Below are 18,664 nucleotides of genomic sequence, written 5' to 3'. Positions count from 1 at the left end.
TTACGTCGGCACACGTTCGACGGTGGTTGCTCATGGGTGGAACGTTGATTATTCGGCCAGGATTTCGGGTCGGAGGCTTGCAAGTACTGCTCTCAGGAGCGTGGAAAGCATGATCTTCGGACGGGACCGGCCGGGCACGCTGTTGGGTATCTGAGGGAATGAACCCCCTCGATGCCGGCCCCGGTAAAGCATCGCGTAAGTGGTGTGTGACGGGTGGCTGGTCGTTGTTTGAGAACTGCACAGTGGACGCGAGCATCTGTGGCCAAGTTTTTAAGGGCGCACGGTGGATGCCTTGGCACCAGGAACCGATGAAGGACGTGGGAGGCCACGATAGTCCCCGGGGAGCCGTCAACCAGGCTTTGATCCGGGGGTTTCCGAATGGGGAAACCCGGCAGTCGTCATGGGCTGTCACCCATACCTGAACACATAGGGTATGTGGAGGGAACGCGGGGAAGTGAAACATCTCAGTACCCGCAGGAAGAGAAAACAACCGTGATTCCGGGAGTAGTGGCGAGCGAAACCGGATGAGGCCAAACCGTATGCGTGTGAGACCCGGCAGGGGTTGCGCATTCGGGGTTGTGGGATCTCTCTTTCACAGTCTGCCGGCTGTGAGACGAGTCAGAAACCGTATGGATAGGCGAAGGACATGCGAAAGGTCCGGCGTAGAGGGTAAGACCCCCGTAGCTGAAATCTGTACGGCTCGTTTGAGAGACACCCAAGTAGCACGGGGCCCGAGAAATCCCGTGTGAATCTGGCGGGACCACCCGCTAAGCCTAAATATTCCCTGGTGACCGATAGCGGATAGTACCGTGAGGGAATGGTGAAAAGTACCGCGGGAGCGGAGTGAAATAGTACCTGAAACCGTGTGCCTACAAGCCGTGGGAGCGTCGCGCATTGAGTTTACTCAATGCGTCGTGACTGCGTGCCTTTTGAAGAATGAGCCTGCGAGTTTGCGGTGTGTTGCGAGGTTAACCCGTGTGGGGAAGCCGTAGCGAAAGCGAGTCCGAATAGGGCGGTATAGTAGCGCGCTCAAGACCCGAAGCGGAGTGATCTAGCCATGGGCAGGTTGAAGCGGAGGTAAGACTTCGTGGAGGACCGAACCCACCAGGGTTGAAAACCTGGGGGATGACCTGTGGTTAGGGGTGAAAGGCCAATCAAACTCCGTGATAGCTGGTTCTCCCCGAAATGCATTTAGGTGCAGCGTCGTGTGTTTCTTGCCGGAGGTAGAGCACTGGATAGGCGATGGGCCCTACCGGGTTACTGACCTTAGCCAAACTCCGAATGCCGGTAAGTGAGAGCACGGCAGTGAGACTGTGGGGGATAAGCTCCATGGTCGAGAGGGAAACAGCCCAGAGCATCGACTAAGGCCCCTAAGCGTACGCTAAGTGGGAAAGGATGTGGAGTCGCAGAGACAACCAGGAGGTTGGCTTAGAAGCAGCCACCCTTGAAAGAGTGCGTAATAGCTCACTGGTCTAGTGATTCCGCGCCGACAATGTAGCGGGGCTCAAGCGTACCGCCGAAGTCGTGTCATTCCAGCATGAGGGCCAACGCCCGCTGGGATGGGTAGGGGAGCGTCGTGTGCCGGGTGAAGCCGCAGCGGAAGCTAGTGGTGGACGGTTCACGAGTGAGAATGCAGGCATGAGTAGCGATACACACGTGAGAAACGTGTGCGCCGATTGACTAAGGGTTCCTGGGTCAAGCTGATCTGCCCAGGGTAAGTCGGGACCTAAGGCGAGGCCGACAGGCGTAGTCGATGGATAACCGGTTGATATTCCGGTACCCGCTGTGAAGCGTCAAACATCGAACCCATTAATGCTAAGGCCGTGAAGCCGTTCCGGACCCTTCGGGGAAAGGAAAGTGGTGGAGCCGCCGAACCAAGGTGGTAGTAGGTGAGTGATGGGGTGACGCAGGAAGGTAGTCCAGCCCGGGCGGTGGTTGTCCCGGGGTAAGGGTGTAGGCCGAGTGGTAGGCAAATCCGCCACTCACTAGGGCTGAGACCTGATGCCGAGCCGATTGTGGTGAAGTGGATGATCCTATGCTGTCGAGAAAAGCCTCTAGCGAGTTTCATGGCGGCCCGTACCCTAAACCGACTCAGGTGGTCAGGTAGAGAATACCGAGGCGTTCGGGTGAACTATGGTTAAGGAACTCGGCAAAATGCCCCCGTAACTTCGGGAGAAGGGGGGCCATCACTGGTGATCCGATTTACTCGGTGAGCTGGGGGTGGCCGCAGAGACCAGCGAGAAGCGACTGTTTACTAAAAACACAGGTCCGTGCGAAGCCGTAAGGCGATGTATACGGACTGACGCCTGCCCGGTGCTGGAACGTTAAGGGGACCGGTTAGTCCGACTTCGGTCGGGCGAAGCTGAGAACTTAAGCGCCAGTAAACGGCGGTGGTAACTATAACCATCCTAAGGTAGCGAAATTCCTTGTCGGGTAAGTTCCGACCTGCACGAATGGCGTAACGACTTCTCGACTGTCTCAACCATAGGCCCGGTGAAATTGCACTACGAGTAAAGATGCTCGTTTCGCGCAGCAGGACGGAAAGACCCCGGGACCTTTACTACAGTTTGATATTGGTGTTCGGTTCGGCTTGTGTAGGATAGCTGGGAGACTGTGAACTCTGGACGCCAGTTCAGGGGGAGTCGTCGTTGAAATACCAGTCTGGTCGTGCTGGATGTCTAACCTGGGTCCGTGATCCGGATCAGGGACAGTGTCTGATGGGTAGTTTAACTGGGGCGGTTGCCTCCTAAAGAGTAACGGAGGCGCCCAAAGGTTCCCTCAGCCTGGTTGGCAATCAGGTGTTGAGTGTAAGTGCACAAGGGAGCTTGACTGTGAGACCGACGGGTCGAGCAGGGACGAAAGTCGGGACTAGTGATCCGGCGGTGGCTTGTGGAAGCGCCGTCGCTCAACGGATAAAAGGTACCCCGGGGATAACAGGCTGATCTTCCCCAAGAGTCCATATCGACGGGATGGTTTGGCACCTCGATGTCGGCTCGTCGCATCCTGGGGCTGGAGTCGGTCCCAAGGGTTGGGCTGTTCGCCCATTAAAGCGGTACGCGAGCTGGGTTTAGAACGTCGTGAGACAGTTCGGTCCCTATCCGCTGCGCGCGCAGGAATATTGAGAAGGGCTGTCCCTAGTACGAGAGGACCGGGACGGACGAACCTCTGGTGTGCCAGTTGTTCTGCCAAGGGCATGGCTGGTTGGCTACGTTCGGGAGGGATAACCGCTGAAAGCATCTAAGCGGGAAGCCTGCTTCGAGATGAGTATTCCCACCCCCTTGAGGGGTTAAGGCTCCCAGTAGACGACTGGGTTGATAGGCCGGATCTGGAAGCACGGTAACGTGCGGAGGTGACCGGTACTAATAGGCCGAGGGCTTGTCCTCAGTTGCTCGCGTCCACTGTGTTGGTTCTGAAACCACGAACAGCCCCATACCCGTAAACCGGGTGTGGTGCGGCATAGTTCGACAGTTTCATAGTGTTTCGGTGGTCATAGCGTGAGGGAAACGCCCGGTTACATTCCGAACCCGGAAGCTAAGCCTTACAGCGCCGATGGTACTGCAGGGGGGACCCTGTGGGAGAGTAGGACACCGCCGAACAAACTTTAGAGAAAACCCCCGTGCCTATTGGCACGGGGGTTTTTTATTTCACCAGCTTTGTTTCGTAGGCCAGGATCACCGCTTGGATCCGGTCTCTTGAGCCCGTCTTCGCCAGGATGCGGCCCACATGGGTTTTCACCGTCGATTCGGCCAGGTGCAGGCGGGCGGATATCTCCGTGTTGGTCCAGCCCTTGCCGATGACCGTCAGGATCTCGCGTTCCCGGTCGGTGAGGGCCGCGAGACGTGAGTCCGCCGGCTCGGTGGTCGGGGTTTCCGCCGGGAGGTGGTGGGCGTAGGCGTCCAACAGGCGGCGGGTCAGGCTCGGGGCGACCACCGCGTCGCCCGTGGCCACCGCGCGTATGCCTGACAGCAGGTCCTCCGGCTGGGCGTCCTTCACCAGGAAACCGGAGGCGCCGGCCCGTAAGCCCGCGTAGGCGTACTCGTCCAGGTCGAAGGTCGTGAGGATCAGGACGCGGGTGCGGGCGCCGGCCGCGACGATGCGGCGGGTGGCCTCGATGCCGTCGAGGCCGGGCATACGGACATCCATCAGGACGACGTCGGGGTGGAGCTCGGCTGTCATACGGATCGCCTCGATGCCGTTCGGGGCTTCGCCGAGGACCGTCATGTCGTCCTGGCTCTCCAGCAGCATGCGGAAGCCGAAGCGCTGGAGGGGTTGGTCGTCGGCGATGAGGACGGTCGTCACTGCGGGGTTTCCTCCGGTAGGTGAAGGCGGACACGCCAGCCCCCCTCAGGGAGTGGGCCGGCCTCAAGTGTGCCGCTGTACAGGGCTGTTCGCTCGCGCATTCCGGGCAGGCCTCGGCCGCCGGTGCCGTCTGTGTCTCCGCCGCGGCCGGTGTCGGTCACCGTGACCGTGACGGCGCCGCCGTCGTCGTACGACATCTCGATCTGTGAAGTGGCGCCGGGGCCGGCGTGTTTGAGGGTGTTGGTGAGGGCTTCCTGGATGACGCGGTAGACGGTGAGCTGGCGGCCGGGGGTGATGGCGGGGGTGCCGTGGATCGTCGTACCGACCGGGAGGCCTGCCTTGCGGACGCCGTCGATGAGTTGATCGAGGTCGGTGAGAGCGGGCTGGGGGGTCAGGTCGGCGGCTGGGCGGTCCTCTTCGCGCAGGACGTCCAGGAGGCGCCGGAGTTCTGTCAGCGCCTGGCGGCTTGTGGTGGCTATCGCGTTCAGCGCTTGTGCCGCGCGGTCGGGGGATTTCGCTGCGGCGTAGCGGCCGCCGTCGGCGAGGCCGGTGATGACGGAGAGGTTGTGGCCGATGATGTCGTGCATCTCGCGGGCTATACGGGCGCGTTCGGCGGCCGCGGCGAGCTGGGCCTGCTGGTCGCGTTCGGTCTCCAGGCGGCGGGCGCGGTCCTCGAGGGCCTCGGTGTAGTCGCGGCGGGTGCGGACCGTGATGCCGATGGCGGCGCTGAGGGCGATAGAGAGGAGGAGCGGGACCACCTGCTCGTCCCAACTCCTCTTCGAGTGGCGGGCGGTCGTCACGAACTCCGGTGTGATGACGAGGATCGTGGTCCACCACAGGGAGCGCAGAGGGCGGCGCAGGGCGATGTGGTAGACGACGACCAGCTGGAGCAGGGCGGCCTGGAGGACCGCGCCGCTCCAGGCGTTGGCGAGGGCCATGGGGGCTATCGCGCACAGGACGGCTCGGGGGTGGGTGCGGCGCCAGAGCAGGGGGAGCGAGAGGCCCAGAGTCATGGTGAGGAGCAACGAGGCGGGGACGTCCTTGTTGCGGGCCACGTTCTCCCAGCCGCCGCCGACGTAGTCGATCAGGGCCGCCGTCACCCAGAAGCCGGTGAAGGTCAGGTCCCAGGGGAGGGGATGGCGGCGGTCGAACGCGCGCACCGCGTGGGCGATGCGCTGTACCCACTGGGTGAGGGGTTCGGCCGCTCTTGTCTCTCGCTCCTCCGGCATGGGGTCCATGGTGCGATGGTCCAGGGTGGGGCGGGTACCAGGCGTCCGACCTGGGGGCTTATATGAGGTGAGGGGTCTGGTACCTGGGTACTACCGTGATCGGTATGAGTGACTCGAGCCCAGATTCGTACGTCGTCCGGTCCATACGTGCCGACGAGTGGCCCGCCGTGAAGGAGCTGCGGCTCGTCGCGTTGCAGGATCCTGCGGCACCGGTTGCCTTTCTGGAGACGTACGAGAAGGCCCTGACCCACCCGGACTCCTTCTGGCAGGAGCGGGCTGTCGGGTCGTCGAAGGTGGATGGCGGGGCGCTGCAGTTCATCGCCGAGGCCGCGGACGGGACGTGGGTCGGGTCCGTGGTCGTGCTGATCGAGGAGGCCGGGACGGATGACTGGGCCGGGTTTCCCGTCGAGCGTAACCAAGGGCATGTGGTCGGGGTGTTCGTGCGGCCCGAGTGGCGTGGTGGCGGGGTGACCAAGGGGCTCTTCGAGGCCGCCGTCGAGTGGGCTTGGGGGCGTGGAGTCGAGGCCGTGCGGCTCATCGTGCATGAGGACAATCCGCGCGCCCAGGGGTTCTATCGCAAGGCCGGGTTCGTGCCGACCGGGAAGACCGTGCCGTTGCCCGGCAATGAGGGCGAGATCGAGTTGGAGTTCGTCCTCGAGAAGGCCTGAACTTCTCGGAGGGCCGTGGTCACACCGGCAGTTCGTCGTGCGGCCAGCGGGCCCTCGCCTGTTCCCGGGAGCGGAGCAGGGCCAGGGTCGGCAGGCCCCGGTCCGCCCCGGTGGCCAGCAGCTCCGGGAGCTGGGGAAGCGGAGCCACGGCGGCGACGTCGTCCAGGACGAGCGTCAGTGGTGGGTCGAGGCGACCGGAGGATGACCGTTCGGCCATGCGCCGGCCACGCTCGACCACGCTGGAGACGAGCGCCGTCAGAAGTGGCATGGCGCCCGGATTGGTCCGGGGGTCCTCGATGGATTCCCCCACCACATAAAGCGTGCCCCCTTCGTCCACGAAGGAATCCAAGGCAAGGGCATCAGTTCGGTTTGGAGTGCACGACTCGCGGATGTTGACCGTGAAGAGGGCGGAGAGCGCGCGGCCGGTCAACTCCTGGGCGATGTCCCGGCGTTCGGGATACGCGGTGAGTGCGGCCTCGAGCTCGCCCGCCGCTCCGGGGGCGGCCTTGGGGTTGGTGCGGAGGATGCGGACCGCGTCCTGGATCTGGGTGCCCTGGGACCAGCGGTGGACGTGCCGGATGGTGCGGCCGTCGATGGCGGCGGCATGCAGACAGCTTCGCAGGAGCGTTTCCGCTACGTCGGCCACGGCCTGGTCGATCTTCGCTGTGGGGCGGACCGGGGCGAGGAGGGCGTGGGCCCTCGCGGTCGCCGTCTGCTTGTCCTCGCAGCCCGTCGTGGGGGACCAGTGGAGACGGGCCGGGGTGTCGCAGAGGTGGGCGGGGTCGTAGAGGTGGACCGGGCCCAGCTTGGTGCGGGCGTCCTTGGTGTCGGACCAGACGGCGGGGTTCGAGGTGACGACGAGGATGGCGCCCTCGGCGTCGTGGACCGCCTGGGTGGCGGAGGCCTGGCGGGTCTCCCGCGGGGCCACGAGAACCTTCTCCACTCGTGGGGGTACCGCCACCGCCGCGGGAGGCTCCGGCTCCGCCCGCGGTGTCGGGACCTCGTGGTGCGTGACCGCCTCGACGACGGGCTCCGGAGCCGGCGGCGGCTGTTCCACTGCCGCGACCGGAACCTCCGTCCGCCGTGCCCGCCGTACCGCCTTCCAACGAGCCACCGTCCCCAGGACGAACACGGTGAGCACGACCAGGATCATCAACTGCCCGATGACCAGCCCCCAGAACAGCCCGTACCCGGAGAGCTGCCCGGCCGGGGTCTCCGGCCAGGCGCCCGGGATGTCGTGGGGCTGGCCGATGAGCCGGCGCATCGCCAGAGGGGTACGGGCGAAGGTGACGCCCTGGGGCCAGTTGCCGTGGGCGAACAGGCCCGCCAGGCCGGTGGCCGACCAGACCATCAGGGTCATGCCGAGGAGGAAGGCGAGTATGCCGACCAACAGTCCGTCGGGGATGCCTCCCTGACCTCCCTGGCCCTCCTGCCCGCGGCGGTCGTCAGGTCTCACCATGGCACGCCTCCTGCCTACGCCACCGTCGACTCGGAGTCGCCCATGTGCTGCTCCATGTGCTGTTCCATGAAGGCCGCCGCCCGCTCCTCCGCCTCCAGCTCGGCCGCGCGCAGGGCGTCGTCCGTGAGGTGGTCCTCGGAGGACTCGGTCATCGCGCGGTCGGTGAAGACCAGTGGGCGTTCCGTCTCGGTGATCAGGTGTTTGACCACCTGGACGTTGCCGTTGACGTCCCACACCGCGATGCCCGGTGTCAGCGAGGGGATGATCTCGACCGCCCAGCGTGGCAGACCCAGCACCCGGCCCGTCATTCTGGCCTCGTCCGCCTTCTGGGCGTAGATCGTCCTCGTGGACGCCATCTTCAGGATCGCCGCCGCCTCCTTCGCCGCGGCTCCGTCCACCACGTCGGACAGGTGGTGGACGACCGCCACGAAGGACAGACCGAGCCGTCGGCCGAACTTCAGCAGCCGCTGGAACAGCTGGGCCACGAAGGGGCTGTTGATGATGTGCCAGGCCTCCTCGACCAGGAAGATGCGCTTCTTCCGGTCGGGGCGGATCCAGGTGTGCTCCAGCCACACGCCGACGATCGCCATGAGGATGGGCATGGCGATGGAGTTGCGGTCGATGTGCGACAGGTCGAAGACGATGAGCGGAGCGTCCAGGTCGATGCCGACCGTCGTGGGGCCGTCGAACATGCCACGCAGGTCACCGTCGACCAGGCGGTCGAGGACCAGCGCGACGTCCAGACCCCATGCCCGTACGTCCTCTATGTCGACGTTCATCGCCTCGGCCGACTCCGGCTCGGGGTGCCGTAGCTGCTCCACGATGTCCGTGAGGATCGGCTGGCGTTCGACGATCGTCTCGTTGACGTAGGCGTGCGCGACCTTCAGCGCGAAGCCGGAGCGCTCGTCGAGACCGTGGCCCAGCGCGACCTCGATGATGGTCCGGAGCAGCGCGAGCTGACCGGTCGTCGTGATCGCGGGGTCGAGCGGGTTGAGCCGGATACCCATGTCCAGCGCGGCCATCGGGTCCAGGCGGATAGGAGTTATCCCCAACTTCTGCGCGATGAGGTTCCATTCGCCGACCCCGTCCTCGCCCTGCGCGTCGAGGACGACGACCTGCCGGTCGCGGAAGCGCAGTTGGCGCAGGACGTACGTCTTCTCCAGCGCCGACTTGCCGTTGCCGGACTCGCCGAGGACCAGCCAGTGAGGTGCCGGGAGCTGCTGGCCGTACAGCTGGAAGGGGTCGTAGATGTAGCCCTTCCCGGAGTACACCTCGCGGCCGATGATCACGCCGGAGTCGCCCAGCCCCGGTGCGGCCGTGGGCAGGTAGACCGCCTGGGCCTGGCCGGTGGAGGTGCGGACGGGCAGGCGGGTCGTCTCGACCTTGCCGAAGAGGAAGGACGTGAAGGCGTCGGTGAGGACGGACAGCGGGTCCCGCATCTGAGCTCAGCCCCTACCTTCGGATGCCGGTGGCGAACGGGAGCGTGTTCACGAACGCGCGGTGGTGTTCGCGGTCGCACCATTCGAGCTTCAGGTACGACTTTCCGGCCGAGGCCCGGATGGTCCGCTTGTCGCGGGCCAGGGCGTCGGGATTGCGGGAGGAGACGGTGATGTAACCGACCAGGTTGACGCCGGCCGCACCGCTCGCGAGGTCTTCGCCGCGCTGGTCGAGACGGTTGTGGGAGGCGATGTCGCGCGGGTCGACGGTGCGGTTCATCTTGGCCTGGCGGGAGGCTTCCGCCTCGTCGTTCGTCTTCTCGGTCAGCATGCGCTCGATGGCGACCTCGGTGGGTTCGAGGTCCATGGTGACGGCGACCGTGCGGATGACGTCCGGGGTGTGGACGAGGAGGGGGGCGAGGAAGTTGACCCCGACGGGGGTCATCGGCCATTCCTTCACCCAGGCCGTCGCATGGCACCAGGGCGCGCGGGTGCTGGACTCCCGGGTCTTCGCCTGGAGATACGTCGGCTCCATGGCGTCCAGCTCGGCCGGCCAGGAGTTGCGCTTGCTCATCGCCTGGATGTGGTCGATGGGGTGGTCCGGGTCGTACATGGAGTGGATGAGCGAGGCGAGACGGCCCTGGCCCAGCGGCTGCCGTACGCGGATGTCGGCCTCCTGCAGCCGCGAGCAGATGTCCGTCAGCTCACGCGCCATCACGACCGCGAGGCCCGCGTCGCGGTCCAGCTTGCGGCCGGACTGGGGGCGTGCCGCGCGGGCCATGGTGTGGGCCTCGGCGGCGAGCTCGCGGGTGAAGTGCATACAGGCGACGAGGTAGGCGCGGTGCTGCTCGCTGCTCGTCGACACCATGGACTGGAGTTGGTCGTACGACTGCTGCAGCCATCCCGGTGCCCTCTCGTCCCCGCGGACGGAGACGTCCTTGGCGTGGGCGTCGGGGTCGGCGGGGAGGGTGCGGGCGAGCATCTGGAGGCGGGTGACGAAGCCGTCCCCGTTGGCGACGTGCTTGAGCAGGGTGCCGAAGCGGTCGACGAGGGCTTCCTGGTCCTCGGAGTCGCGCAGGCCGACGCCGGGGCCCTCGATCTCGATGGCGGCGGTGACGGTGCGGCGGTCCGCGTGCAGGAGTACGGCGATCTCGTCCGGGCCGAAGGGCGCGGCGAGCCAGGTGATACGGCCGATGCCGGGCGGCGGGCCGATCTCGACCTCCAGGCCGTCGGTCCTGATGCCGGCCTCCATGACGCCGGAGCGGTAGACGGTCCCCCGCTTCAGGGACCGCTTGTAACTGCGGTTGATCTCGAACCACTTGTAGAACGTGCGGTGCTTGTACGGCACGTAGACCGCCATCAGGGCGATCAGCGGGAAGCCCATCAGCAGGACGATGCGCAAGGCCAGGACGGGGACGAGGAGCCCGCACATCATGCCGAGGAACGCGCCGCCGATGATCAGCGCGATCTCGCCTGTCTCACGGTTGCGGCCGACGATCGCGTTCGGCCGGGCGCGGCCGATGAGATAGGTACGGCGGGGTGTGACCGCGTGGGACACATGGGACTCGGTCGTCAACGCCCGTCACCTCCTGTGGGCTTGTTGCGGTTGTTGCTGGCGTGCGGGGTGTTGACCGCGTTGCTCGAACGCGGCTGGGGTGCGGCGGAGGGGACAGATCCGCCGCCGCCACCGTTCGGGGTGCGGGCGCTGTGGGCGGCTACGCCGCCGGAGGCGGGGTTGGAGGGGCGTGCGCCGCTCGAACCGTTGCCGCCGCCGTTGTTGTCGGCCCTGGTGCTGTGGGTCTTGATGCCCTGGGCGACGAGGGTCGCGGGGGAGCTGATGACCGCGGCCGCCTTTCCTTCGGCGCCCTGCATGATGCGGTTGTTGCGGGAGCCCGCGATCTCGTCGCCGAAGCCGGGGACGAAGCGGTAGATCATCGCGCTGGCGAAGATGGCGAGCAGGATGATGGCCAGGCCGGAGACCACGGCGGAGAAGGCGTCGGGGCCGTCGTCGGCGGACAGTGCGCCGGCTAGCCCCAGGACGATCACGATGACCGGCTTGACCAGGATGACCGCGATCATGATGCCCGCCCAGCGGCGGACGTGGCCCCACAGGTTCTTGTCGACCAGGCCCGCGTAGACGACGGTGCCTAGGAGGGCGCCGACATAGAGGAGCGCGGCCCTGATGACCAGCTCCAGCCAGAGGACGCCGGCGGCGAGGATGGAGACGAGGGACACCACGATCAGCATGATCGGGCCGCCGCCGATGTCCTCGCCCTTCTCCAGGGCGCCGGAGAAGGTGCCGAAGAACGTGTCCGTCTGGTCGCCGGTGGTCTTCGCGAGGACCTCGGTGACTCCGTCGGTGGCCGAGACGACCGTGTAGAGGATCAGGGGAGTGAACGCCGACGCCAGCACGGTCAGCCAGAGGAACCCGATCGCTTCGGAGATGGCCGTGGTGAGGGGTGCGCCACGGACGGCTCGCTTGGCTACGGCCAGCAGCCACAGCAGCAGCGTCAGAATCGTCGACGCCGCGAAGACGACCGCGTACTGCTGGAGAAACTTGGGGTTCGTGAAGTCGACGTTCGCGGTGTCCTTCACGGCCTCGCTGAGCTTGTCGACGGTCCATGCGGCGGCGTCGGCACAGCCCTTGGCGAGGGAGGAGAGGGGGTCGAGGGTGGAGGTGGGGTCGGTGGTGGTTCCGCCGGAGGCGCCGCCGGTTTCGCCGCGTTCGCAGTAGTCCTTGGCGGGGCCACGGATGAGGTCGCAGGGGTCGTTGCTGCCGGTCGGCGAAGGCGTAGGGCTCGGGGTGGGCGCGGCGAAGGCACGGGTGGCCAGCAGCACGGTGGCGGCCTGCACTGCGGCGACAGCACCGGTGACCTTGAGGACGTGGTGGTTAGCGCGCATACGTGAAACCTCCGTACTCCTCGACGGCCTTCGTCATGTCGTCGGCTGTGGAGGCCCTCTGGTCGCGCCCGACGGGCACGGGACCGTCCTTTTGCTGGAAGTCGGTGACTTTCCAGTCGTCGGCGACCCACCTCAGCTGGTACGTGGTGGTGTACCAGGACTCGGACACTGGGTTGGTCGATCCGTCGCCGGACAGGCCGAAGAGGGACGTGTACCAGACCTCTACGGTGGCGGTGCTCGCGTTGGACGAGGTGGCCTTGGTACCCACCGGGATGACGCGTGAGACGAAGGTCTGGCCGGTTGGCGCGGCGCCGTCCTTGTTCAGACCGATGTTGGTCAGGAACTTCTCACTGGAGTAGGCGCTGTCCAGGTCCGCCTGTCGGGCGGCGGCAACGTCAGGGGCGTAGACGCTGTTGACGATCTCGTGCCGCCGGTCCGTGTTGAACATCTCGGCCGATCCCAAAGTCACCGAGTAATTGGCCGCGGCACTCTGAGCGCCTTGCGCATCATGCGCGAATCCCGCCGTCACCGGCTTTGTCCCGCTCGCCGCCGTGCTCGCTACCTCGGGCTTGTCGCTGGCGCCGGTTTTCGATGCGGAGTCGTCTTCTCCGCGGTTCGCGAAGGCGATCGCGGCGATGAGGAGGACGACCACGCCGACCACCGTGACCAGGCTGCGTGACGACGAGCGGGCGCGGGGACGCGCGCCGCCGTACACGTCGTCCGGCATGCGGGTGCGGGTCTGGCCGGAGCCGCCATAGCCGCCGGAGGTGTCGTGTTCGTCACCGGGACTCATGCCGGGTACGCCCCCTCGACGTCGTGCGGAAACACGTAGGAGTACGACGGTAGCCGTGCTGGTTCCCGCGCGGGCGCGGTGTGGTGACTCGGCATCAGGGAAACGCAACCTCAGTCGGTGGGCACGACGGGCGGGTGGGGTGGAGGGGTGGGGGCCGGGCGTGCCCGGGGACTGGAGGAATGCCTGCTAGACAGCCATGCCGTACACGATGGTGAACAGCGTGCCCAGTGAGCCGATGATGAAGACCCCGGTGAGGCCGGCGATGATCAGGCCCTTGCCCTGTTCCGCGCTGAAGGTGTCACGGAGGGCCGTCGCGCCGATGCGTTGCTTCGCGGCGCCCCAGATGGCGATGCCGAGGCAGAGCATGATGGCGACCGCCATGACGACCTGGATCATCGTCTTCGCTTCAGTGCCCAGCGCCCCGAAGGGGCCCCAGTCCGGAGCGATCCCGCCGATGATGGTGTTGATGTCTCCCTTGTCGGCCGCAAAGAGCATGTAAGTCACCGCCCCTGGTGGGTAGTTCCGCTTCCCCCTGCAGGTGCGCAGAGGTCAGGCATCATTGTCGCCGACAATTCTGCTGCCGGATGTCGACTTGGCGTCATTGATTGGCGGGTTTCGTACGAATGCACTGCCCGGTCACTCTGTGTATCACGGCACGTCACGCCGGGCAATGAGGCCGGAGCGGAACCTTCGTGTGGTTCCGTCGTTGACCTCTTCTTGGGATCTGGCTGCTGGTGGCACCCAAGTTGCACCCATGTTCTGCGGGTGAAGGCTATCTCCGTACGACACCGGCATGACGAACGGGCCGCGGCTGGTGCCGCGGCCCGTCTGTCTGGTGACTGAGCGTCAGCCCGTGAAGGCGCCCACGCCCGCCGGGGTGCCCAGGCCGGTCGGGCCGTCGTAGCCCGAGGTGGCGGTGCAGAAGTAGCTCGTGGAGCAGGTGCCGTTGTTTCCGGAGGTCACGTCGTTGAGGGCCGAGGTGTCCTCGTAGGGGAACTGCGCCGGGTAGGAGCTGCTGGACGGCGTGCCGGCCAGGGCGTACACGGAGGCGATGATCGGGGCCGAGGCGCTGGTGCCGCCGTAGGTGTTCCAGCCGGTGCCGTCGGAGCCGTAGGAGTCGTAGACGGAGACACCGGTGGCCGGGTCGGCGACGGCGGAGACGTCGGAGATCATGCGCTTGGTGCAGCCGGTGTCGGTCTGCCAGCTGGGCTTGGCGTCGTACGCGGAGCAGCCGGAGCCGGTGCCCTCGGTGCTGCTGGTCTTCCAGACGCTCTCGGTCCAGCCGCGGCTGGTGGAGGACGTGGAGAGCTTGGTGCCGCCGACCGATGTCACGTACTTCGAACCGGCCGGGTACTCGGCGCCGTAGGCCTCGTCGCCGGCGGAGACGGTGATGGCGACGCCCGGGTGGTTGAAGTAGGAGGAGTCGTAGGAGGTGTCCGAGGAGGACTCGGAGCCGCCGTAGGAGTTGGAGACGAACTTGGCGCCCAGGGCGACGGCCTCGTTCACCGCCTTGCCCAGGTCGGCCATGCTCGACGAACTCGCCTCGACCAGCAGGATCTTGGCGTTCGGGGCGATGGCGGAGACCATGTCGAGGTCGAGGGAGATCTCGCCCGCCCAGCCGCTGTCGGCGGTGGGGAGGGAGGTCGTGGAGCCGGTCTGGGAGACCTTCTTGAAGCAGCCGTTGGCGACGGCGCAGGCGGAGAGGCCGTAGTAGGAGCGGTAGGTGGCCAGGTCCGCGGCGGCGTTGGGGTCGTCGTAGGCGTCGACGATGGCGATGGTCTCGCCGGAGCCGTTCGAGGAGGAGGCGTCGGTCAGGCCGTAGGCGTCCTGGAGGTCGCTCGGGCCGTAGCCGGTCGGCGTGGCCGAGGTGGCGTTCGGCTTGACGGTCTTGGGGGTCGCGCCCTTGAGCGCGGCCTGCTTCTCCATGTAGGCGGTGGTGCCGCCGGTGACACGGAGCGCGTTGCAGGCGGCGTAGCCCTTCTTCGGGGTCGTGCCGCACGCGCTCTCGTACTGCACATGGGCCTTGGCGACCTGTGCGGCGACGGTCTTGGCGCTCACCTTGTGCGGCGTGGGGGTGGCCGCGTCGGCGTGGGTCGCGATGCCGAGTCCGGCGAGGAGGAGGGCGGCCGTGGCCGTGGCGGCCGAGCCGATCCGGCGCGATCTGCCGGATATGTGGGGGGTGTTGGGCGTACGCAACGTACAGCCTCCTGAGAGTGGGGTGGCAGAGGCCTGCGGTGGGGGACCACCGGTGAGGTTCCCGGTGGGGGCGGCGACCCGCGTAGACCATCCCCTTGTTGAGTACGTGACAACAAGACGGGCGGTGGAATCCTGACTTCCGCCTTACTGAAGGGGGTTGGGGGGTTACTGATAAATGGCGGGGCGATGGGCGGCGAATGGCCTCGGCTTGACCATCTGCACGCGTTGCGCACAACTGCCGGAGGGTCACCTGGGCGTGAGGCCGTGCAGCAGGAGATGTACGAGCTCGGGAATGCCGTCGAGGGCTGTCTGCGGGTCGAGCTTGTCGGTGGCGGCGAACATGGCGGTGCCGTGCAGGGTGGCGCCCAGGGCGAGGGTGAGGCGGCCGGGGTCCCCCTGGACGATCTCGCCGCGCTGCTGGGCGTCCGAGATGATCTGCTCGAGGGCTCCCACCGTGCGGCCGACGGCGACGGCCATCTGCTCGGACGCCTCGGGGTCGTGCTTGCGGGCGTACATGAGCTCCAGGAGCTCGGCGTTCTCCAGGGAGAAGGCCAGATAGGCCCGCGCGAGGGCGGTGAACCGGGGCTCCAGCGGCAGGCCGGGGTCGTCGGCGGTGTCGAGGGCCCGGGTCAGTCGTTCGTAGCCGTCAAGGGCCAGAGCGTTGAGCAGGGCCTGCTTGTCCTTGAAGTGGCGCCCCGGGGCGGCGTGGCTGACGCCGATGTCACGGGCCAGTTCGCGCAGGGAGAGCGAGGCCACGCCCCTGTCGCGCAGGGTGCGCTCCGCGCTCGCGAGCAGGGCGGAGCGGAGGTCTCCGTGGTGGTAGGGGCGGGTTTCGGACTTCTCGGACGGCATGGGCCCCATCGTATCCCGATGTAGACGGCGTCACTATTGTTGACACCGCCACCATTGTTGTCATTGACAGCATTGTTGGCATCGCCTACTTTGAGGGCATGGCTGACAAGAGCAAGCACGCATGGAACGCGACCCACCTCCCCGACCTGACCGGCCGCATCGCCGTGATCACCGGCGCCAACAGCGGCATCGGCCTCACCGCCGCGGCCGCGCTGACCGGGGCGGGCGCGCACGTGGTGTTCGCGGTACGGGACCCGCGGCGCGGTGAGGCGGCGGCGCGGACGGTGAACGGCAGCGTGGAGGTGCGGCGCCTGGACCTGGCGGACCTGTCGTCCGTGCGGGAGTTCGCGGCGGCGTGGGACGGTCCGCTGGACCTCCTCATCAACAACGCCGGCGTGATGATGGTGCCGGAGCAGCGGACGCCGGACGGCTTCGAGATGCAGTTCGGCACGAACCACCTGGGCCACTTCGCGCTCACGAACCTGCTGCTGCCGTACCTCACGGACCGGGTGGTGACGGTGTCCTCGGGCGCCCACCGCTGGGGCGACGCGAGGATCCGCTTCGACGACCCGAACTGGACGACCGGCTACCACCCCAACCAGGCCTATGCCCAGTCGAAGCTGGCGAACCTCCTGTTCACCCTGGAACTCCAGCGCCGCCTGACGGAGTCGGGCTCCCCGGTCCGCGCCCTCGCCGCCCACCCCGGCTACTCGGCCACCAACCTCCAGAGCCACGCGGCGAGTCCGGCGGCCCGGGTCTTCATGAAGTTCGGCAACAGGTTCCTGGCCCAGGACGACAGGGCGGGCACCCTGCCGACGCTGTACGCGGCGACGCAGGACCTGCCCGGCGCGAGCTATGTCGGCCCGGACGGGTTGGGCGAGATGCGGGGCGCCCCCACCCTGGTGGGCCGCTCACCCGCGGCGAGCGACCCGGCGACGGCGAGGCGGCTGTGGACGGTGTCGGAGGAGCTGACGGGGACGCGGTTCCCGCTGGAGGCGGCCGTACGGGGCTGAGCGCCACCCGTGAGGCGGTCACGGGTACGGGTCAGCTGGCGAACATGCCCGCCGTCGCGTTGATCCACGTGCCCGTGATGCTGACGCCCGCGCGGTGACGAACTGGCAGGCGATGCCCTGCACCACCGGCCGCGTGTAGTCCTCGAGCGACATCTCCGTCAGCGATACGCCATGGAAGTCCCCGCGCGGTACGAGGTTGAGGGAGATGTCGATCCGGCCGGCCCGTTCCACGACCGACGCCGCGTGCGCCTCCACGGCGGCCTCGTCACGGGCGTCCAGTACGTCGTACTCGGCACCGGTCTCCTCCGCGACCTTCCGCAGCGTCGACTCCGTACGGCCGACGAGGAAGACCCGCGCGCCCGCGTCGGCGTACGCCTTCGCGACACCCGCGCCGAGCGAACCCGCACCGCCGTAGACGACCGCGACCTTGTTCTTCAGCAGGTTCAGCATGGTGACTCCCTGGGTGGGGGCGCCGTGTGCGCCCGTCACTCATGGGACGTGCCCGCGCGGAAAACTCATCGCTGCCTCAGAGAGCCATCGGCAGACCGAACGCCGGGTACAGATGCGGCTCGAAGGTGGTGATCGCGGCGATCCTCCCGTCCTCGATCCGCAGGACGTCGATGTTCTGGCCCCGGAAGACGGTCGTACCGGGCCGTCGCAGGTAACCGGCCACCGCCACCTGCCCGTTGGCGCGTACGGGGAGGTGGCGCCAGTGTCCGACGAACATCGGGGAGGCCGGGTCGAGGTTCGGGCGGATGAAGGCGAAGAGGGCCTCGCGGGTCGTGAACCAGAACGGGTTCGGCGGCATGGTGAGCACGGCGTCCTCGCGGACCAGCTCGGCCATGGCGTCGAAGTCCACGCGGGCCACGGCGTCCATGTAGCGCTGGAGCAGCGCCAGTTCGTCGGTGCTGGGGGCGGCCGCCGACCAGTCCTCGCGCCGCCCGGGCAGCGCCTCCCGCAGCGCCGATCTCCCGCGCTGCACCGCGCTGTTGGCCGACGCGAGCGACGATTCCAGCAGGTCGGCGGTCTCCTGGGCCGACCATCCCGCCACGTCCCGCAGGATCACCGCGGCGCGCTGACGCGGCGGAAGGTGCTGGATCGCCGTGAGGAAGACCAGCTCCAGGGTCTCGCTCGCGACGGCCCGCGCGACGGGTTCGTCGGGGAGCTGGTCGTCCGGGAAGGGCTGCAGCCAGGGCATGGACGGGGGCGGGGGGCCGTCGCCCGAGTCGATGCCGGGGACGGGCTCGTAGGGGGTGGGGCGGCGGTCGTTCTTCCGGAGAAAGTCCAGGCAGGCGTTGGTGGCGATCCGGTACAGCCACGCCCGCGGGTTCTCCACGCCGTCCATCGCGTCCCTCGCCCGCCACGCCTTGAGGAACGTCTCCTGGGTGAGGTCCTCCGCCTCGTCGTACGAGCCGAGCAGGCGGTAGCAGTGGACGCGGAGTTCCTTGCGGTGGGCCTCGATGAGAGCCGTGAAGTCGTCCTCGCCGGGATTCGTCACGCCGGTCGGTGTGACGTTTTCCGTACGGGCCTCCCGGGCGAGCCGCCGGAGTTGCGCGAACCGGGTGGTGAGCGCCTCGACGTCGGCGCGGAAGACGACCGGGGGTTCCAGCCGCAGACGGTTCAGCTGGTCGCCGATGTCGGAGACCAGCTCCTTGGCGGCGGGGCTGCGCCGCTTCCGGTACGCCCGCTGCCGGCATGCCTGCGAACAGTAGGAGGCGGTCCGTCCGGGGCCCGCGGTGCGCTCGATGGGGCGCCCGCAGGTCCGGCACGTGGCGGTCATGCGGCTCGCCGCGCGATGAGCGTGGGCATGAGGGCTCC

General features: G+C 67.1%; 14 protein-coding genes and 2 rRNA genes. 4 read left to right on the top strand and 12 right to left on the bottom strand.

Annotated elements, in window-relative coordinates:
* The first annotated feature begins 260 nt into the window (after positions 1–260).
* Together OHU89_RS23840 and rrf are read left to right on the top strand one after the other, a co-directional pair.
* A 23S ribosomal RNA gene (locus OHU89_RS23840) occupies positions 261–3,383 on the top strand.
* 96 nt (positions 3,384–3,479) lie between these two features.
* Positions 3,480–3,596, top strand: a 5S ribosomal RNA gene (rrf, locus tag OHU89_RS23835).
* Positions 3,597–3,639: 43 nt separating this feature from the next.
* Here the strand turns inward: rrf and OHU89_RS23830 are convergent.
* Both OHU89_RS23830 and OHU89_RS23825 read right to left on the bottom strand, forming a co-directional pair.
* Positions 3,640–4,299: a response regulator gene (locus OHU89_RS23830; protein WP_405645703.1), complete on the bottom strand. Its 660-nt coding sequence runs from the start codon at positions 4,297–4,299 to the stop codon at positions 3,640–3,642.
* A complete protein-coding gene (locus tag OHU89_RS23825; RefSeq protein WP_405645701.1) occupies positions 4,296–5,537 on the bottom strand; it encodes a sensor histidine kinase in 1,242 nt (413 codons plus the stop codon). The genes OHU89_RS23830 and OHU89_RS23825 overlap by 4 nt, the downstream gene beginning before the upstream one ends.
* Before the next feature lie 95 nt (positions 5,538–5,632).
* Between OHU89_RS23825 and OHU89_RS23820 the strand changes: the two genes are divergently transcribed.
* Positions 5,633–6,196 (top strand): GNAT family N-acetyltransferase, encoded by a 564-nt coding sequence (locus tag OHU89_RS23820; protein ID WP_405645699.1) that lies wholly within the window; start codon positions 5,633–5,635, stop codon positions 6,194–6,196.
* A 19-nt stretch (positions 6,197–6,215) separates the two neighbouring features.
* Here OHU89_RS23820 and OHU89_RS23815 read toward each other — a convergent pair whose 3' ends face one another.
* The 8 genes from OHU89_RS23815 to OHU89_RS23780 form a co-directional block, all read right to left on the bottom strand.
* Positions 6,216–7,652 (bottom strand): TraM recognition domain-containing protein, encoded by a 1,437-nt coding sequence (locus OHU89_RS23815; RefSeq protein ID WP_405654620.1) that lies wholly within the window; start codon positions 7,650–7,652, stop codon positions 6,216–6,218.
* Positions 7,653–7,669: 17 nt separating this feature from the next.
* Positions 7,670–9,094 carry an ATP-binding protein gene (locus OHU89_RS23810; RefSeq protein WP_405645697.1) on the bottom strand — a complete coding sequence of 475 codons (1,425 nt, stop codon included), beginning with the start codon at positions 9,092–9,094 and terminating at the stop codon, positions 7,670–7,672.
* A gap of 13 nt (positions 9,095–9,107) precedes the next feature.
* Entirely contained in the window at positions 9,108–10,667 is a 1,560-nt protein-coding gene (locus OHU89_RS23805; protein ID WP_405645695.1) for an SCO6880 family protein, read from the bottom strand.
* Positions 10,664–11,992 carry a hypothetical protein gene (locus OHU89_RS23800; protein WP_405645693.1) on the bottom strand — a complete coding sequence of 443 codons (1,329 nt, stop codon included), beginning with the start codon at positions 11,990–11,992 and terminating at the stop codon, positions 10,664–10,666. The genes OHU89_RS23805 and OHU89_RS23800 overlap by 4 nt, the downstream gene beginning before the upstream one ends.
* Positions 11,982–12,785: a hypothetical protein gene (locus OHU89_RS23795; RefSeq protein ID WP_405645691.1), complete on the bottom strand. Its 804-nt coding sequence runs from the start codon at positions 12,783–12,785 to the stop codon at positions 11,982–11,984. The genes OHU89_RS23800 and OHU89_RS23795 overlap by 11 nt, the downstream gene beginning before the upstream one ends.
* Positions 12,786–12,971: 186 nt before the next feature.
* The gene (locus OHU89_RS23790) at positions 12,972–13,280 is read right to left on the bottom strand and encodes a hypothetical protein (protein WP_046262904.1); all 309 of its coding nucleotides are present in this window, start codon (positions 13,278–13,280) and stop codon (positions 12,972–12,974) included.
* Positions 13,281–13,631: 351 nt separating this feature from the next.
* Entirely contained in the window at positions 13,632–14,981 is a 1,350-nt protein-coding gene (locus OHU89_RS23785; RefSeq protein WP_405645689.1) for a peptidase S8, read from the bottom strand.
* 246 nt (positions 14,982–15,227) lie between these two features.
* On the bottom strand, positions 15,228–15,842 hold the full coding sequence (locus OHU89_RS23780; RefSeq protein ID WP_405645687.1) for a TetR/AcrR family transcriptional regulator: 615 nt from the start codon (positions 15,840–15,842) through the stop codon (positions 15,228–15,230).
* Positions 15,843–15,931: 89 nt separating this feature from the next.
* On the opposite strand from OHU89_RS23780, the gene OHU89_RS23775 reads away from it, so the two are divergent.
* Positions 15,932–16,846, top strand: a complete 915-nt coding sequence (locus OHU89_RS23775) for an oxidoreductase (RefSeq protein WP_405645685.1) — start codon at positions 15,932–15,934, stop codon at positions 16,844–16,846.
* 18 nt (positions 16,847–16,864) lie between these two features.
* On the opposite strand, the gene OHU89_RS23770 is transcribed toward OHU89_RS23775, so the two are convergent.
* Together OHU89_RS23770 and OHU89_RS23765 are read right to left on the bottom strand one after the other, a co-directional pair.
* Positions 16,865–17,296, bottom strand: coding sequence for an SDR family oxidoreductase (locus tag OHU89_RS23770; RefSeq protein ID WP_405645683.1), 432 nt, complete (start codon positions 17,294–17,296; stop codon positions 16,865–16,867).
* A gap of 76 nt (positions 17,297–17,372) precedes the next feature.
* Positions 17,373–18,626 (bottom strand): RNA polymerase subunit sigma-70, encoded by a 1,254-nt coding sequence (locus tag OHU89_RS23765; RefSeq protein ID WP_405645681.1) that lies wholly within the window; start codon positions 18,624–18,626, stop codon positions 17,373–17,375.
* Positions 18,627–18,664 lie beyond the last annotated feature (38 nt).

It is taken from the genome of Streptomyces sp. NBC_00019, from assembly GCF_045041015.1.
GTDB lineage: Bacteria > Actinomycetota > Actinomycetes > Streptomycetales > Streptomycetaceae > Streptomyces.
The sequence above is the reverse complement of the archived record's forward strand: the minus strand, read 5'-3'. Positions and strand labels throughout refer to the sequence as shown.